This is a genomic window from Sphingopyxis sp. GW821-FHT10B01, from assembly GCF_059415685.1.
This window is the reverse complement of sequence record NZ_JBWKNS010000001.1, coordinates 123235-142207: the sequence shown is the minus strand read 5'-3', so window position 1 is coordinate 142207 and position 18973 is coordinate 123235. Positions and strand designations below refer to the sequence as shown.

Annotated in this window: 6 protein-coding genes; 5 read left to right on the top strand and 1 reads right to left on the bottom strand. The window is 64.1% G+C overall.

Annotation, left to right across the window (positions count from 1 at the left end; all coding sequences use genetic code 11):
• Positions 1-64: 64 nt before the first annotated feature.
• From AC07NV_RS00575 to AC07NV_RS00555, 5 genes are all read left to right on the top strand, one after another.
• The gene (locus AC07NV_RS00575) at positions 65-12475 is read left to right on the top strand and encodes a beta strand repeat-containing protein (protein WP_495164395.1); all 12411 of its coding nucleotides are present in this window, start codon (positions 65-67) and stop codon (positions 12473-12475) included.
• Positions 12476-12537: 62 nt separating this feature from the next.
• Positions 12538-14031 carry a TolC family protein gene (locus tag AC07NV_RS00570; RefSeq protein WP_495164394.1) on the top strand — a complete coding sequence of 498 codons (1494 nt, stop codon included), beginning with the start codon at positions 12538-12540 and terminating at the stop codon, positions 14029-14031.
• A gap of 11 nt (positions 14032-14042) precedes the next feature.
• Positions 14043-14969, top strand: a complete 927-nt coding sequence (locus AC07NV_RS00565; protein ID WP_495164393.1) for an efflux RND transporter periplasmic adaptor subunit — start codon at positions 14043-14045, stop codon at positions 14967-14969.
• The gene (locus AC07NV_RS00560; protein ID WP_495164392.1) at positions 14953-16323 is read left to right on the top strand and encodes an efflux RND transporter periplasmic adaptor subunit; all 1371 of its coding nucleotides are present in this window, start codon (positions 14953-14955) and stop codon (positions 16321-16323) included. Before AC07NV_RS00565 ends, AC07NV_RS00560 begins: the two co-directional genes overlap by 17 nt.
• Positions 16320-18461: a site-2 protease family protein gene (locus AC07NV_RS00555; protein ID WP_495164391.1), complete on the top strand. Its 2142-nt coding sequence runs from the start codon at positions 16320-16322 to the stop codon at positions 18459-18461. The genes AC07NV_RS00560 and AC07NV_RS00555 overlap by 4 nt, the downstream gene beginning before the upstream one ends.
• Here the strand turns inward: AC07NV_RS00555 and AC07NV_RS00550 are convergent.
• The gene (locus AC07NV_RS00550; protein ID WP_495164390.1) at positions 18447-18947 is read right to left on the bottom strand and encodes a rhodanese-like domain-containing protein; all 501 of its coding nucleotides are present in this window, start codon (positions 18945-18947) and stop codon (positions 18447-18449) included. The genes AC07NV_RS00555 and AC07NV_RS00550 overlap by 15 nt on opposite strands.
• Positions 18948-18973 lie beyond the last annotated feature (26 nt).

The window sequence follows — 18973 nt, the reverse complement described above, 5'->3', positions numbered from 1 at the left end:
GGTCGATACCGACCAGAGCCCCAATACGATCAGCTTCAATGTCGCGCCGGTCAACGACGCGCCGGTGCTCGATCTGGATGGCGCGACGGCTGGCAACAATTACGCTGCCAATTATGTCGAGGACGGCGCGCCGGTTGCGATCGCGACGGCTACCGCGAGCGTGACCGACATCGACAGCGCGAACATGCAGTCGGCGACGTTCGTCATCGCGAACGGTTCGGCCGGCGATATCCTGTCCATCGCGGGCGCGCTGCCGGCCGGAATTACCGCAAACTATAATCCGGCAACCTATACGCTGACATTGTCCGGCGCCGCGTCATCCGCCGCCTATGCGACCGCGATCGGACAGATCCGGTACGCGACCTCGTCCGATACACCCTCGACCGCCGCGCGGACGATCAACGGCACGGTCACCGACGCATCGGGGCTCGCCTCGGCGGTCGCGACGGCGACCGTCAATGTCACGGCCGCCAATGACCCGATCGTCAATACCAGCCGCAGCTATGTGGTTGCGGAAGATGGCGCGCTGACGCTGTCGGGCCTGTCGGTCGGCGATCCCGATGCGGGAAGCGGATCGATTTCGGTGACCTTGTCGGTTCCGGCCGGCGCCGGAACGATCAGCGCGAGCGCGGGCGGCAATGTCTCGGTCGCCGGATCGGGTACGAACAGCGTTGTCCTGAGCGGCACGCTCGCCGAGATCAACGCCTATCTGGCCAATGCTGCGACCCAGCCGGTTTTCCGCCAGACGGTCGGCGACTTCAACGGCACCGTCCAGCTGACCATGGTGTCGAACGACAACGGCAATACGGGAACGGGCGGGGCGAGCAGCGACAGCGATACGACGACCATCACGATCACCGCGGTCGCCGACATCGTCGCCGACACGGCGAGCACCAACGAAGACACGGCCATTACCATCTCGCCGCTGGCCAACGACAGTTTCGAAAATGCCTCGCCGCAGATTACCGCGGTTGCGGGGCAGGCCATCGCGCCCGGCGCAACGGTCAATGTTCCGAACGGCACGGTCATGCTCAATGCGTCGAACCAGCTGGTGTTCGCGCCCGCCGCGAACTTCAACGGCACCTCGACCTTCAGCTATACCGTTACCTCGGGCGGGGTGACCGAAACGGCGAATGTCACCGTTACGGTCAATGCGGTCAACGATATGCCGACGCTGACGGTGCCGGCGAATATTGCGACGAACGAGGATGCGCCGGTGGCGCTGACCGGAATCACATTCGGTGACATCGACGCGGGCAGCGGCGCGGTGCGCGTGACGCTCAGCGTACCTGCGGGCGTCCTCATCTGGACGACGGTGGCGGGGATCGGGGTCAGTGGCAACGGTACCGGAACCGTCACGCTAACGGGCACGATTTCGGCGATCAACGCGGCGATCGCGGGATCGGCGCTTACCTACACGCCCGCCGCCAACGCCAATGGCTCGGTGACGCTGACGACGACGATCAACGATCAGGGCAATAGCGGCATCGACCCTGGAACGTCGGGCGATACGGGTAGCGAGGAAGCGTCGGCAACGACGCTCATCACGATCGCGCCCGTCAACGATGCGCCGGTTGCGGTTAGCGACAGCTTTGCGACGACTGAAAATGCGGCCGTCACTTTCGCCGTGCTGGGAAATGACAGCGACATCGATTCGCCGGTCCTGACCATCACGCAGATCAACGGCACCGCGATCGCGGTCGGGGGCAGCGTAGCGGTCACTGGCGGCAGCGTGCGCCTCAATGCCGACGCCACGCTCACCTTTACCCCGACCACCGGTTTCAGCGGTACACCATCCTTCACCTATACGATATCCGACGGCGCGCTGACCTCGACCGCGACCGTCTTTGGCGCCATCGGTGCGATCAATCATGCGCCGGGCGGTACCGATGCGGTCCTGACACTGACCGAAGATTCCACTCACGTCTTCACCACGGGCAATTTCGGCTTCAGCGACGCGCTCGACGGCAACAACTTTACCGGCGTTGTGATCACGACGCTTCCCGCGGGCGGGACGATGCTGTTGAGCGGCGCTTCGGTCACCGCGGGCACATTCGTGACCGCAGCGCAACTTGCGGCCGGTCAGCTGACCTTCACCCCCGCCGCCAACGCCAATGGCAGCGGGCTTGGCGGCTTCACTTTCCAGGTTCGCGACGACGGCGGGACCGCGAATGGCGGGGTCGACACCGACCAGAGCCCGAACAGGATCAGCTTCACCATCACACCGGTGAACGATGCGCCGGGTGGCACCGATGCGGTGCTGGGCGCGACCGAAGACACGCCCTTTGTCTTCACCGCGGGCAATTTCGGGTTCAGCGATCCCGCGGACGGGAACGGCTTTGCCGGCGTGACGATATCGACGCTGCCGGCGAACGGGACGCTGACGCTGAACGGCGCCGCGGTTGCCGCGAACAGCTTTGTCACCGCAGCGCAGATCGCAGCCGGCCAGCTCGTCTGGACCCCCGCCGCGAACGCCAATGGCAGCGGGCTCGGCAGCTTCACCTTCCAGGTCCGCGACGACGGCGGGACGGCGAATGGCGGGGTCGACACCGATCAGAGCCCGAACATGATCAGTTTCAACGTCGCAGCGGTGAACGACGCGCCGGTGGCGGTCGACGACAGCTTTATCGTCGCCGAAGATACACCCGCGACGATCGAGGTGCGCGCCAACGACAGCGATGTCGACGCGGGTGCCGTGCTGACCGTTACCGCGGTCAACGGGGCGGCGATCAGCGCGGGCGGCCCCGGGGTCGCGGTTACCGGCGGCACTGTGACGCTCGATGGCGCCGGACGTCTCGTCTTCACGCCGGCGGCCAACTACAACGGTCCGACCTCGTTCAGCTACACCGTGCGCGATGAAAATGGTGCGACCGCGACCGCCAGTGTCAGCGGGACGGTCACGCCGGTGGCCGACCCGGTGGTCAACACGGTGCCGGCGTCGGCGACGGGTGCCGAAGATACAGCGATCCTGTTCAGCGCGGCCAACGGACAAATCATTGCGGTCACCGATCCCGACAACGGCGTTCTGACGGTCACGCTGACCGGCACCCGCGGCCTGCTGTCGCTGTCGACCGTAGCCGGGCTGACCTTTACGGGCGGCGACGGCATCTCCGATACGACCATGACGTTCAGCGGATCGACTGCCGCGATCAACGCCGCGCTCGATGGCCTGCGCTTCCAGCCCGATTCCGACTATAATGGTCCCGCGCAGATCAGCATCACGACCATCCGCGCGCCCGACGGGGCCAGCGACACCGACATCATCGCGCTAACCATCGCGCCCGTCGCCGACATCGTGGCCGATACGGTGACCACGTCCGAAGACACACCGGTCAGCTTCAATGTGCTGACAGGATCGAACGGCGCGTCGGCCGACAATTTCGAGGATGCGGGCCGTACGGTCACGGCCGTGACACAACCGCCAGCGGGGCAGGGTAGCGTGACGTTCGCCGCCAATGGCGCCCTGGTCTTTACACCCGCACCCGATTTCAATGGCACCACCAGCTTCACCTATACCGTCACCGCGGGCGGGGTGACCGAAACGGCGACGGTGACGGTCAATGTAACGCCGGTAAATGACGCGCCGGTGCTCGACCTTGACGGTAGTGCAGGCGGAACGGGCTATACGGCAACATATACCGAGAATGGCCCGGGGGTCGCGATCATTGCCGCCGACGGCGTCGTTGCCGATATCGACAGTCCGGCGCTGACCGGGGCGACGGTGACAATCGCCAATGGATCGGCGGGCGATATCCTGTCGGTCGCGGGTGGTTTGCCGCCGGGAATCACGGCCAGCTACGATGCGGCAAGCTTTACCTTGACCCTGTCGGGCGCGGCGTCACCGGCCGCTTACAAGACGGCGCTCGATGCCGTGCGCTATGCCTCGACGTCGGACAATCCCGCGACGGCTCCACGTGCAATCGATGTTACCGTCAGCGATGGCACGTCGAGTTCGGCGCCCGCTCGCGCGACCATTTCGATTGTCCCGGTCAATGATGCACCGGCGGGCACCGACGCGGTGCTGAACGCGACCGAAGATACGCCCTATGTCTTCACCGCGGGCAATTTCGGCTTCAGCGACGCTGCAGAGGGCGATGCCTTCGCGGGTGTGGTGATCTCGACGCTGCCCGCGAACGGGACGCTGACGCTGAACGGCGCTGCGGTTACGGCGAGCAGCTTCGTCACGGCGGCGCAGATCGCGGCGGGGCAGCTCGTCTGGACGCCCGCGGCCAACGCCAATGGCGGCGGACTTGGCAGCTTCACCTTCCAGGTCCGCGACACCGGCGGGACAGCGAATGGCGGCATCGACACCGACCAGAGCCCCAATCTGCTCAGCTTTACTGTCGCGAACGTCAACGATCCGCCCGTCTCGAGCGACCTTGCGGAAACCATCGCCGAGGACGGTGTGCTGACGGGGGCGCTGCCGGGATATAGCGATGCCGACGGCGATATTGCGACCTATCGCGCCGGCACGACCCCAGCGGCCCACGGCACAGTCACGATCAATTCCGATGGCAGTTACAGCTATACACCGGCGCCAGACTTCAACGGCACCGATATTTTCTCGTTCATCGTCGACGACGGCAACGGAGGGACGGTCGAGCAATATGTCACCATTACCGTGACGCCGGTCAACGACGCGCCGGTTGTGACGAGCCCGATCCCGGATCGCGCGCAACCGGACGGCGCCAGTGTCAGCTTCGATACGTCGACCTATTTTGCCGATGCGGCGGATGGAGATCCGCTCAGCTTCAGCGTCTCGGGCCTGCCCGCAGGCCTGACAATGGGGGCCAATGGCCTGATCAGCGGCACGATCGACCGGGCAGCCAGCCAGGGCGGAACCGGGGGTGTCTATACCGTCACGGTCACCGCGAGCGACGGTAAGGGCGGCACGGTCAGCGACAGTTTCACGTTCACGATTACCAACCCGGCCCCTGTCGCGGTGAACGATGCGGTGACGATCGCCGAAGATACACCCGTCACGCTCAATCTGCTCGACGGGACCGCCAGCGGGGGTACGCCCGACAGCGATCCCGATGGCGACCCGCTTGCGATCATAGCGGCCAGCGCAGGCAATGGCGCGGTCACGATCGGCGCCGGCGGCGTAATTACCTATACGCCAAATGCCAATTTCAACGGCACCGACACGATCGTCTACACCATTTCCGACGGCAATGGTGGCACCGCGCAAGCGGTGGTCAGCGTGACCGTGACACCGGTCAACGACGCGCCGGCGACGACGCCGATTCCCGATCGGCTTCGCAATGACGGCGACAGCGTTTCGTTGAACGCTGCGACCTTCTTCAACGATGTCGATGGCGACGCATTGACCTATACGGCAACCGGATTGCCTCCGGGGCTAACGATCGACCAGACGACCGGGGTGATATCGGGGACGATCGCACCGGGGGCTTCGGGGCCGACCGGAACGACCGTCTATACGATCACGGTAACCGCCGACGACGGCAAGGGCGGCCAGTCGTCGATCACCTATCGCAACACGGTGGTGAACATCGCGCCCAACGCCAACGATGACAGCGCGACCACCAACGAGGATACCCCGGTCGACATCGCGGTTCTGGCCAACGACAGCGACCCCGACGGTGACATGAACTTCATCGTGCGCGTTAACAATCAGGTGCTGACGGTTGGTGGACCCGCGGTCGATACGGCGAACGGCCGTGTCCAGCTTGTCGACGTCGGCGGGGTGACGATGCTCCGCTTTACGCCCGACGCGAACTATAACGGCACCGAATCCTTTACCTATACGATCGACGACGGAAACAGCGGCATCAACACCGCGATCGTCACGGTCACCGTCAATCCGGTCAACGATACGCCGATCGCAACGCCTGCGGTTCCCGACCGGGTGCGCGCCGACGGGCAGACCTTCACCTATGACATGGGCGATTTTTTCAGCGATCCCGATGGCGATGCGCTGAACTATGTCATCACGGGCCTGCCCCTCGGGCTGAGCTATAATCCGGCAACGGGTGTCATTTCGGGAACGATCGACCGGAATGCGAGTCAGGGCGGGCCGGCGGGTGACGGAATCTATGCCGTTACCGTCACCGCCTATGACCGTGCGGGCGCCACCGGACTCTCGCAAACACGCAGCTTCGCGCTAACGACGACAAACCCCGGTCCGACGGCGAACAACGATACGGCGACCGTCGCGGAGGATGGCAGCGTCACCTTCAATCCGGTCACCGGCGCGGGCACGACGAGCGGTGCGGCGGGGGTCGATGTCGATCCCGACAGCGATCCGCTGATCATCACCGCGGCGGCGGCCGGGCATGGTGCGGTCACCATCAACGGCGACGGGACATTGTCCTATATTCCCGATCCCGATTTCAACGGCACCGACACGATCATCTACACGATCGACGACGGCAATGGCGGGACGTCGAGCGCATCGGTGACGGTCACCGTCACCGCCGTGAACGATGCGCCCGTCGTAACCCCGATTCCGGCGATCCTGACCACCGACGACGCGGCCATCGATTTCGACGTGGGCAGTTATTTCGACGATGTCGATGCCGGCACCGACCTGACCTTCTCGTTCACCGGCCCGTTGCCGCCGGGACTGAGTTTTGATCCGGCAACCGGAAAAATCACCGGAACGCTGACCAACGATGCGTCGGCGAACACGCCTTATGTCATGACGATCACCGCCGACGACGGCAATGGTGGCACGGTTTCGACGACGCTGACGTGGAACATCCAGAACCTGCCGCCGCACGCCTTTGCCGATACGCTGCGGCTATTCGAGGATGCGGGGCCGACGAGCGGTACCAATGTGCTCGACAATGATGTCGATCCCGACAACGACGGGAAGGTCGTGTCGGCGATCAACGGCGATCCTGCGCGCGTCGGCCAGCCGGTAACGGGGTCGGCGGGCGGCACGTTCGTCGTCAATGCCGACGGGACCTACACCTTCGACCCGGGCACCGCCTTCGACGATCTTCAGGTGGGTGAATCGCGCACGACCGTGATCACCTATCTGCTCGATGACACCGACGGCGGTTTCGACACGGGCTTCATCACCGTCACCGTCGACGGGACAAACGATGCGCCCGTCGCCGCAGTGATCCCCAACTATTCGGGCGCCGACGGCCAGTCGATCACCGCCAACCCGATCGATGTTTCGGGCTTCTTCACTGATGCCGAGGGCGATACGCTGACGTTCTCGGTGGTAGCTAACAGCTTGCCGCCGGGGTTGAGCATGGATGCCTCCGGCCGCATCACCGGCACGATCGCTGCCAATGCCTCGGTGGGCGGTCCCTATACCGTCGTGGTCGAGGTTAGCGACGGCCGCACGACGACGCAGCAGAGCTTCCGGTTCGATGTTTCCAATCCCGCCCCGACGGCGGTGGACGACAATGCCTCGACGATCGAGGATCAGGCGATCGATATCAACGTCCTTGGAAATGACACCGACCCCGACGGCGATACGCTGACGATCGATCCCGCCTTTCCCCCGCAGGCGGCGAACGGCACCGTGACCGTCAACGCCAATGGCACGCTGAACTATGTGCCCAACCCCGACTATAACGGTGTCGACACGATTATCTATCGCGTCACCGACGGGCAGGGCGGCTTCAGCACTGCGGTCGTCAACGTCGATGTCGGTGTTGTCAACGATGCGCCGGTGGGTACCCCGATCCCCGACACCGAACGCAACGACGGCGCGTCGGTTTCGCTCAATGTTTCGGGCTATTTTTCCGACGTTGACGGCGACACACTGACCTATTCCGTCACGGGTTTGCCCGCGGGGCTGTCAATCGATCCGGGGACCGGGGTCATTTCCGGCACGATTGCGTCGGGCGCCTCGGGCCCGACGGGGCGTGCGGACTACAACGTCCAGGTCACCGCGAACGATCGCAGCGGTAGCGGCGGTCTGAGCGCAACCGTCTCTTTCAAGCTGACCGCAATCAACATTGCCCCAGTGGCGAATGCAGACAATGCGAATACGAACGAGGACACGGCGGTCAATATTGGGGTGCTGACCAACGACATCGATGCCGACGGGGACGCCGTGGCGGTGATCAAGGTCAACAATGTAACGCTGACGGTTGGCGGCGCGCCCGTAACCGTCACCGACGGCACGGTGCAACTCGTCGATGTTGGCGGGGTGCAGATGCTCCGCTTCACGCCCAGGCCCGATTTCAACGGCGCCACCACATTCAGTTACAGCATCGGCGATGGCAACGGCGGGTTCGACGATGCGGTCGTGAGCATCAATGTCGCCGCGGTCAACGATACGCCCGTTGCGACGAGTCAGGTTCCCGACCGGTCGCGCCCCGACGGTGCCAGCGTCAGTTTCGATATTTCATCCTATTTCAGCGATGTCGATGGCGACGATCTCGACTATATCGTCAGCGGATTGCCGCCCGGCCTGATTTACGATCCCGAAACGGGCCTGATCAGCGGCACACTTGCCTCGAACGCAAGCCAGGGCGGCGTCGGCGGCGTCTATAGCGTCGCGATCATAGCGCGCGATCCGTTCGGTGCCGAAGTTACGCAGAGCTTTGATTTCACGATCACCAATCCGCCGCCGGTCGCGGCAAACGATCTGGTGACCGTGGCCGAGGACGGGAGCGTGACCTTCAACCCGATCACCGGCGCGGGAACGGTCAGCGGCGCTGCGGGGGCGGATGTCGATCCCGATGGCGACACGTTGCGCGTGGTCACGGTCGCGGGCGGTCAGCCGATCGCGCCGGGCTCGCCGGTCGCCTTGTCGTCGGGCCTGTTGTCGATGAACGCCGACGGCACGCTGACCTTCGCGCCCGTCGCCGATTTCAACGGGCCGGTGACGATCACCTACACGATTTCCGACGGCAATGGCGGAACGGCGCAGGCGGTCATCACGATCAACGTGACGGCGGTCAACGATCCGCCGACGATCGATCTGAATGGTGCGGGTACGGGCGTCGACAATGCCGCCAGCTTTGTCGAGGGCGATGCACCCGTCCTGATCGTCGCTGCCGACGGTGCCGCATTCGATGTCGAGGACGGGATCGTCGGCCTCGACATCGCGCTCGCCGGCTTCGCCGATGCGGGGCAGGAAATCATCCACCTCAACGGCCGGATCGATTTTGTGGCCGGCGTGGCGTCTTCGGGTACCATCGGCTTCGGTACCACGACGTTCCGCTACAGCTATGATGGCGCGGCTGCGCTCCATGTCGAAAACGCGGCCGGACCGGGCACGCCGATGTCGCGCGATGCGGTCACCGCGCTGATCCGCGCGCTGCAATATGAAAATCGCAGCGACGATCCGATCGCCGGCGACCGGAGCCTGAGCTTTACGGTGACCGACGCGCAGGGGGCCACATCGGCGGCGGCAGTCGCGACCATCGCCGTGTCGCCCGTCAACGACGCGCCGACCTCGACCCCGATTACCAACCGTGCAGCGAATGACGCCGACCCGGTCACGCTGGACGTTTCGGGCAATTTTGCCGATGTCGACGGTACGCTGACCTTTGCCGTGACGGGCTTGCCGCCGGGACTGTCGATCGACCCGGTGACGGGCGTGATCTCGGGTACGATCGACCGGTCGGCCAGCATTGGCGGCCCGTATAATGTCACTGTCACCGCAACCGACGACGGGGGCGCTTCCACGCAGCAGGCCTTTGTCTGGACGGTTGCCAACCCGGGGCCGACGGCGATCAACGACGCTTTGACGGTCGGGCAGAACGCTATGGGCAGCGGCGACGTGTCGCCTGGAACCGCCGGACAGGACAGCGACCCTGATGGCGATCCGCTGATTGTCAGCGCGGTCAACGGTGCTGCGACGAATGTCGGCGCGGCGGTGAGCGGGTCCGCCGGCGGCAGCTTTACGATCGCGGCGGACGGAAGCTACAGCTTCGCCCCCGGCGGGGCCTTCGACGATCTGGGAGCCGGCCAGACGCGCGTCACGACCGCGACCTATACGATCAGCGACGGGCAGGGCGGAACCAGCACCGCGACCGTAACCGTAACTGTCACGGGCGCCAATGATGCGCCCGTTGGCGTTACGCTGCCGGCCCGGACGGCGAATGACGGCGACGCGGTCCGGATCGACACCGCGGCCGCGTTCAGCGACAGGGACAATGGAGATACGCTGAGTTTCAGCGCGACCGGCCTGCCGCCCGGGCTGTCGATCGATCCGGTGACCGGAGAGATACTCGGGACGTTGACGAGCGACGCCAGCCAGGCGGGCCCCTATTCGATCGTCGTGACAGCAACCGATTCCGGAGGGCTTGCCGCTTCGGCCGGTTTCACGCTCGCGGTTGCCAATCTTCCGCCGGTTGCCGTCGACGACAGGGCCTCCACGGCCGAAGATACTGTGCTTGCGGGCTCCGTCGCGACCAACGACAGCGATACGGGACCCGATGGCGACCCGCTCGGCTACAGCGTGGTGAGCCCCCCCGCGCACGGCACGCTGACCTTGCTCGCCGACGGGCGCTATACCTATGTTCCCGATCCGGATTTCAACGGGACCGACCGTTTCACCTATCGGGTCGACGACGGAAATGGCGGTACCGCAGAGGCGATCGTTACACTGACCGTGACGCCGGTCAACGACTGGCCGGTGGCGGCGAACGACAATTTCGTGACCGTCGAAGACACGCCCGTCACCTTCGATGTACGGGCCAATGATCTGGACGCCGACGGCCCGGCGTTGACCGTCACGGCTATCGACGGAACGGCAATTGCAGTGAATCAAAGCGTCGCCGTAATCGGTGGCAGCGTTGCGCTCAATCCGGACGGCACGCTGACGTTTACGCCCAATGCCGATTATAATGGCGCGCCGCAGTTCACCTACACCGTGTCCGACGGCATGTTCTCCGACACCGCGACGGTGCTGGGTATTGTGACGCCGGTCAATGACGCCCCACAGGCAAGTGCGCCACCGATTGTGACGAACGAGGATGTGCCGGCGATCGGGCAAGTGGCGTCGACCGACGTCGATGGCGATACGCTGACTTACACGCTGACCGAAGCGCCAGCCCACGGTACGCTGACGATCAACCCCGACGGCAGCTATAATTATACGCCCGATCCGGACTTTAACGGAGACGACAGCTTCATCGTGCTGGTCAGCGATGGCAATGGCCGCTCGGCTCTGGTGACGATCCCGGTTCAGGTTCTTCCGGTGAACGACGTGCCCGTGGCATCGGCACCGCCGGTCGCGACCGACGAGGATATGTCGGTAATCGGACGGGTGACGGCATCCGACGTGGACGGCGATCCGCTGACATACGCCGTTGCCGCACCGCCCGCCAATGGCACCGTTACCGTCAATACTGACGGCAGCTATACCTATACCCCCAACCCGAACTTCAACGGGACCGACCGTTTCACCATACTGGTTAGCGACGGCAAGGGGGGGAGCGTGCCGGTTACGATCCCCGTAGTCGTCAGGCCGGTGAACGATCCGCCGGTGGCGTCGGCGCAACCGCCGACGACTGACAAAGATACGCCGGTCAGCGGGCAGATCGTGGCGTCGGACGTGGACGGCGATCGGCTGACCTTTGCGGTTGCGACGCCACCAGCCAATGGCACGGTCACGGTGAGTGCGGATGGCAGCTATATATACACGCCGGCGCTCGGGTTCGTCGGCTCCGACAGCTTTACCGTGCTCGTCAGCGACGGCAATGGCGGCTCGGTAACGGTCACGATCCCGGTGACGATCCTTTCCGTCACTGATCTCGACATGAACGCGCTGCTCGATTCCGGCGACCCGTTCGGCCGCGATGCCGACCGTATCGATGCGGCGCCGCGCGCCGATCCGTCCGATTTCGGGGCGCCGCTTGTTGTTCTGGATGCGATCAATGGCGTGCGATCGCTGAACGGGACGCCGGGTCTCGACACGAATATTCCGGTGCTGACCGCGGTCAATGGCATCGACCGGCTAAACGGCACCGACGCGCTGTCCGATGTCGCGCATCCGGTCAACGCCGTGGTGCGCGCACTCGATCGTTTCACGATCTTCAAGTCTGACGTCGATCGCCTGTTCGACAATCGTTTCGACCCGTCGCAGGTGCAGGGAATCGAGGGCTTCTCGGCCCGCACGGTCGGCGGCGCGGATCGGCAACTGGTCGTGGAATCGATCGTTCGCGGCAATGTGATCTATCTTGAACTGCGCGACGAGGGCGCCGGGGATACGCCTGCGATCGTTGAATATCAGCTACGTACCCGCGACGGAAAACCGCTTCCCGACTGGATCCGGTTCGATGCGCGCGGGCTGGCTATTATCGAAAGACCGGTCGATGCCGAGCAACTGCGCCTGGTCGCGATCGGCATCCGCGCCGACGGAAGCCGTGTCGAAATACCGGTGATCGTGCAGGGGGCAACGGGGGAAATACAGCTCGACGCGCCGATTGACAGGCGGGAGAGCCGAGCCGCCGCGCCACTGGGAGCCATAATGGCCAGTGCTGGTGCATCAAGTTCTTCGGAAACCGCGCAGCTTTTGGGAGCATTCGGGAATTAGATGGAACGCGCCATCAGGATTTGGGTTTGTAACTTCGTTGATAGTTTGAGGTGGGAGCGGCGATGAAGATCAAATTTCTCCTCGGGGGGAGCTCGATGGCGGTTCTGCTGGCCGGGTGTACGGTCACACCGAAGCCGCTGACGGCAAACGAGATCGCGGCCACGGCCGATCGGAACATTCAGGCCGTCGATGCCGACCAGGAACCCGTCTCGGGCCCGATCGACCTTTATGAAGCGATGGCGCGAGCGCTGAAATACAACCTCGATTACAAGGTGGAGATGGCCCAGGAGGCGCTGCGGGGCCGCGAGCTCGATTCCGCGCGTTTCGACATGCTGCCGCAACTCGTGGCAAGCTCCGGATATGCCAGCCGCAGCAATTATTCGGGTGCCAGTTCGCTGTCGCTCCTGTCCGGCCGGCAATCGCTCGAACCGTCTACGTCATCGGAGAAGAATGTCTTTACCGCCGATCTTGGCCTCAGTTGGGATGTGCTCGATTTCGGTCTTTCCTATGTCCGGGCGCAGCAGAAGGCCGACGAAGTCCTGATTTCGATGGAGGCGCGCCGCAAGGTTGCCAATCGCATCATCGAAGATGTGCGGACGTCCTATTGGCGGGCGGTAAGTGCCGAACGTCTGCTGACGAAACTCGGTCAGCTCGAAACCTCGGTGACCACGACATTGGGCAATTCCGAGCGATTGGCCGAGCGGCGACTGTCCGCGCCTTTGACGGCGCTTACCTATCAGCGCGAGCTGGTCGACATCCAGATCCAGATCCGCCAGCTCCAGCGCGAACTGGTGATCGCGAAGGCGCAGCTGGCGGCGCTCATGAACCTGAAGCCGGGGACTGCGTTCACGCTGGTTCTGCCCGACCGTTCGGAAAAGTTGCCGGAGATCAGGCTCAGCGGTGAAGACATGATGATGACCGCGCTTCGCAACCGCTCCGAATTGCGCGAAGTGAGCTACCGCCAGCGTATCACGGCCAAGGAACTCGACGCCGTGCTGTTACAGGCCTTGCCGAACTTCAAGGCGGTGCTTGGCGTCAACTATGATTCGAACGATTTCCTCTATAACAACGACTGGCTGAACGTCGGCGCACGGGCGAGCTGGAACGTGCTGAACCTGTTCAAGATGCCGGCGCAGAAAAAGGCCGTGCAGGCGCAGCAGGAGTTGCTGCAACAGCGCGAACTGGCCTTGACGATGGCGGTGATCACCCAGGTCAATGTGTCGCGGGCGCGCTTTGGTCATCTTTCGGCCGAGCTTGAGTCCGCCGACCGTCAGTATCAGGTACAGGACAAGATCATGTATCAGATACGCTCGGGCTACAAGGCGGGCGCGATCAGTCAGCAGACCCTGTTGCGCGAAGAGATGAACTCGCTCGTCAGCGAGGTCAAATATGACATCGCTTATGCGGCCGCCCAAAACGCCTATGCAAATCTCTACGGCTCGATGGGTATCGACGATTTCGGTCCCGATGTCAGCGGTCGTGACGATGTCGCCACGCTTGCCGCGTCGCTCAAGCGGCTTTGGCAGGACCGTCAAACCGCCCTCAAACTCGACTGAAGGGTGATCGAATGACCGACGACAGCGAACAACCGGAGCCGGGTGGGGCGGGGAAGCGTTTGCCCTATGTCGCGGGCGGCGTGGCGATCCTCGTAGCGGCGATCGCCGTGGCACAAAGTGGCGTGCTGGACGGGCGGGTGCAATGGTCGGACGATCATCGCGCCGTCGAAGCGCCGTCGGTCCGCGTGACAGCGTCCCCGGCTCCTGCCGCCAGACAGCCGGATCCGGTCGGCGAGGTGCGCGGCATCGTCAAAGCCAAGCAGGAAGCGACGATCGCCTCGCGCATCACCGCGCGCATCACCGCAATGCCTTACGGCGAAGGCAAATCATTCGGAAAGGGCGTCTTGCTCGCCAGCTTCGACTGCTCGCAGACCCGGGCCCAGCTGAATGCGGCAAATGCCGCCGCCGCCGCCTATCGCAAAACCTATGAAACCAATGCCGAACTCGACCAGTATGAAGCCGTCGGCAAGAATGAGGTGGCGGTCTCGCATGCCAATCTCAACAAGGCAGTGGCCGAAGCCGCGGCGGTTTCGGCGCAGTTGAACGACTGTGCCGTCTATGCTCCCTTTGCCGGAACCGTGGTCGAAGAGATCGCGCATGTGCGCGAGGTTGCCGCCAGCGGCCAGCCGCTATTGAAGATTCAGAGCGGCGGAAGCCTCGAGATCGAGTTGATCGTTCCCAGCCGCTGGCTGACCTGGCTCAAGCCCGGGACACCCTTCCGGTTCAGGATCGACGAAACCGGCCAGGAAGCGGGCGGCGTTGTCACGCGCTTTGGCGCGGCGGTCGATGCGGTCAGCAAGACGATCCGCGTCACCGCCGATATCACCGAACAGGCGGGCATGGTCCTGCCCGGCATGAGTGGATCGGCCCTGTTTCCCGAGGCTGGCGCCGGCGCAGCAACCGCCCCGCCCAAGGCGCCGAATGACAAGTCGTCCTGAGCCCCGCGCACCGCCCACGATTCATCGCGCGATCCCGCCCGATCAGGGCAGTCTGGCAGCCTTGTTGCAGTTCGAGGCCGAGCTGCGTCGCTGGCCGACCATTGCGGAACTCGTATATCATATTGCGAATGAGACACGGCGTATCATTGCCTATGACCAGATGTTCGTTCTGCGCCATGCCCGCATCGGGGAAGGGTTTCAGGTCATCGCCGCATCGAGTGTGGCCACTGTAGATCGCAATGCGCCGCTGATCCAGGCGGTCGAACGGACGGTTGCGGTGCTGGCTGCGGATACGACACTCGACCAGCCCCGCGAATTTGACGCCGATGCGCTGCATGAAGACCCATCGCTCGCCGACTATCCTTTCAAGACATGGCGCTGGCAGCCGCTGCTCGATACCGAAGGCTCGGCGTTTGCGGGGTTGCTGATCGCCCGCGCCGAACCGATGCGCGAGGGCGAAACGATCCGGCTCGACCGTATCGGCGAGACGGCGGCGCACGCCTGGCGTGCGTTGGCGGGGGGTGTTCCGGTTCGCCGTATCCGGAAAATGACTGCGCGCGAACGCAGGGGATTGGGTGTTCTGTTGGCCGGCATCGTGCTTTTTCCTGTGCAAATGACGGCGCTGGCACCAGTCGAAGTGGTCTCGGCGCGCCCCTTTGTCGTCGCCGCGCCTTTCTCTGGTGTGATCGAAAGGATCGAGGTCGCTCCCAATGCAGCGGTCAAAGCCGGACAGCCTGTCCTGACGCTTGACGATACCAAGGTCCGCAATGAGCTGGAGCAGGCAACCGAGAAGCTAGAGGTCGCGCGCGCGCGCGTCGAACGGTCGACCAGCGCGGCCTTCGAGCCGGGTGACGAAACCCGGGACATCACGATCATGCGCGCGGAACTCGAGGTCGCGCAGGCCGACTATGCCTATGCCCGCGACCTGCTGTCCCGATCGCGCATCGTCGCGCCGCGGACGGGCATCGCGCTCTACAGCGATCGCCGCGACTGGGAGGGGCGTGCGGTCAGTGTCGGAGACCCCGTTCTGCAGATCGTCGATCCCGGGGATGTCGAGTTGCGCGTCGATCTGCCGACCAGGGAACAGATGGAGCTGGCGCCGGGCAATCGGGTCAAGGTCTGGCTCGATGCCCAGCCTTTGTGGTCGATCGACGCGCGGCTGGAAAATGTCAGCTATCAGTCGCGGCAGACTGCGAGCGGCGTTCTGGCTTTTACTGTGACCGCAAAGCCTCTCGGCGCCGCGCCGCGCATCGGCTCGCGCGGAACGGCCAAGGTCTATGGCCGCTGGGCACCGCTCGGCTATGCGTTGTTGCGACGCCCGATCTCCAGCCTGCGCCAGTATCTCGGCATATGATCGCCGCGGCCGTCCCCGCGCCCGCTTCGGTAACGATTCCGCCGCTTCGTCAGGAATTGCGGATCGAGCCCGGGCCACCGCTGGTCACCGGCGCGCCGAGCTGGACCTTGTTCGATCCGGTCAAACATGCCTTTTTTCAGCTCGGCAGGACGGAGTTCGCCATATTGTCCGCGTGGGCAAACGGAGCGCTCGATGGCATTCGCGACCAGCTGGCGAACGATGGGGTGGGCCCGGAAGAGGCGGGTGAGGCGGTCGGCCGCGTTGTCGAATTCTCGCTCGCGAACAACCTGACCGTGATGCCGATGGGTGATACCGTCGCCAGCTTCGCCAGCGCGCGCGCCGCCCAGCGCAAGGCTTGGTGGAAATGGATGGTCGACAATTACCTGTTCTTCCGCCTCCCGCTCGTCCGGCCCGCCGCATTTCTGGAGCGCACGCTTCCGCGCGTCGCCTCCCTGTGGTCGTTGCCGGTGCTCTGGGGCTTTGCATTGCTCGCCGCTGCAGGTCTCGTCCTCGTGTCGCGTCAATGGGACGCGTTCATGGCTTCCTTCCTCTATTTCTTCAGTTGGCAGGGGGTGATTGCCTATGGCATCGGCCTTTCGGCGGTAAAGGTCCTCCACGAACTGGGTCACGCCTACACCGCGACGCGCTTCGGATGCCGCGTGCCGTCGATGGGCGTAAGTTTTCTCGTGATGATGCCGGTCCTCTACACCGACACCACCGCCGCCTGGCGCCTAACGTCGCGGCGGCAGCGCCTGCTGATCGACTGCGCCGGGGTCGGTGCCGAATTGATGGTTGCCAGCGTCGCGACGATGCTTTGGGTCCTGCTGCCCGACGGCAGCCTGCGCAGCGTTGCGTTCATCACCGCGACGAGCAGCTGGGTGCTGAGTCTCGGCCTCAACCTCAACCCGTTCATGCGTTTCGACGGCTATTACATCCTGTCGGACCTGCTCGGCGTGCCCAATTTGCAGCCGCGCGCGTTCGCGCTCGGTCGCTGGCGATTGCGCGAGTTGTTATTCGACCTGGGCGAGCCGGTGCCCGAACAGGTGCCGACCTCGCTTCGTCGCCTGCTCATTCTCTATGCATGGGCGACATGGCTGTACCGGCTGGTGCTGTTCATCGGCATCGCGCTGCTTGTCTATCACATGTTTTTCAAACTGCTCGGGGTCATCCTGTTCGTTGTCGAAATGGGCGTGTTCGTCCTGCGCCCGGTGCTTGCCGAGCTGAAGCAATGGAACCTGCGGCGTACCGCAATCTTCCGCTCCGCGCGGGGCCGGATGCTGATCGGCAGTGCCGGTCTGTTGGCCGTTCTTGCAATCCTCCCGCTCGACCGGCACGTCACCGCGCCCGCGGTGCTTGCGCCGATCGGAGCCACTCCGATCGTCGCCGGCGATCCGGCGCGTGTGGAACATGTCTTCGTGAAGAACGGAGATCGCGTGAAGAAAGGCGTGGTGCTGGTCGAACTCACCGCGCCCGATCTGGTCAGCGCCGCGGCGGAAAGCCGGGTGCGTATTGCGCAGCTTCAGGCGCAGCTCGATCGCGGTGGCGCCGACGAAAAGGACCTGTCCGATCGCGCGGTAATCGAACGCCAGCTTGCAACCGAGCGCAACGCGCTGCGGGGACTGGAACGCCGACAGGCGCGATTGCAGTTGCGCGCGCCCTTTGCCGGAATTGTCGCTGATCTCGAAAATGATGTCCACCCGGGCCGCTGGCTGGGAGGTGCGGAGACGATCGCGCGCGTCGTCACGCCCGACAGCTATGACGTGCAGGCCTTTGTCGCCGAAGACGATATCGGCCGCGTCGTCGACGGAGCGCTGGCGCGTTTCATTCCGGACGATCCGCTCATGGCATCGCGCCCGGCCAAGCTTGTCGAGCGGTCTGCAAGCGCCGTGCAATGGATGGACCAGCCGATTCTCGCCTCTACCCAGGGCGGCCCGATCGCGGTCGATGAAGATCCGTCGCGAGCGCTGAAGCCGCACGAGGCACTTTACCGCATTCGCCTGATTGCAGCGCAGGGTGCGGGGCCGATGCAGCCCGTCGCGGGCAAGGTGCGGATCGATGCCGAGGGGCAAAGTCTCGCCGGCCGGTTCCTTGGCTATATGGCGCGTATCTTTCGGTCGGAAGCTTCACTGACGGGGTGAGGCGGTCACCCATTCCACCTTTGGATCGTTGAAATCGACGACGTCGGCGAGTTCGTGGATGTTGGGATAGCCATAGCCGACGAGGTTGATGAAGGTCTGGATATTGAGCGCGAGCGGGGCCGATTTACGCGGCACGGGGAAGCGGTTGTTCGAGAAATTATTGTTGCAATAGATAAGGATAGCGCGGTCGGGATTGGCACCGATGACCGCGGCAAGGCTCTCGGCGGTGAAGTCGGTGAGCGGCAGGTTGACCGCACCCTTGATGTGGCCACGCGCGAAGGCATCCTTTGAACGGGCGTCGAGGAGCAGGACCTCGGGTTTCGCGGCTTCGGCCTTGAAGGTGTCGAAGGCGATCAGGCGCGTCACGCGTTCGGGCGCGACCCGGGCGGTGAGCGCCTGGAACGCGGGATAGTCGATTTGCGGATTGGCTTGCGCCAGCGCGGGGGTGGCGGTGAAGGCAAGAGCAAGAAGCACGGTGCGGCGCATGAGAATCCTCCCTTGAAAGATGGGAA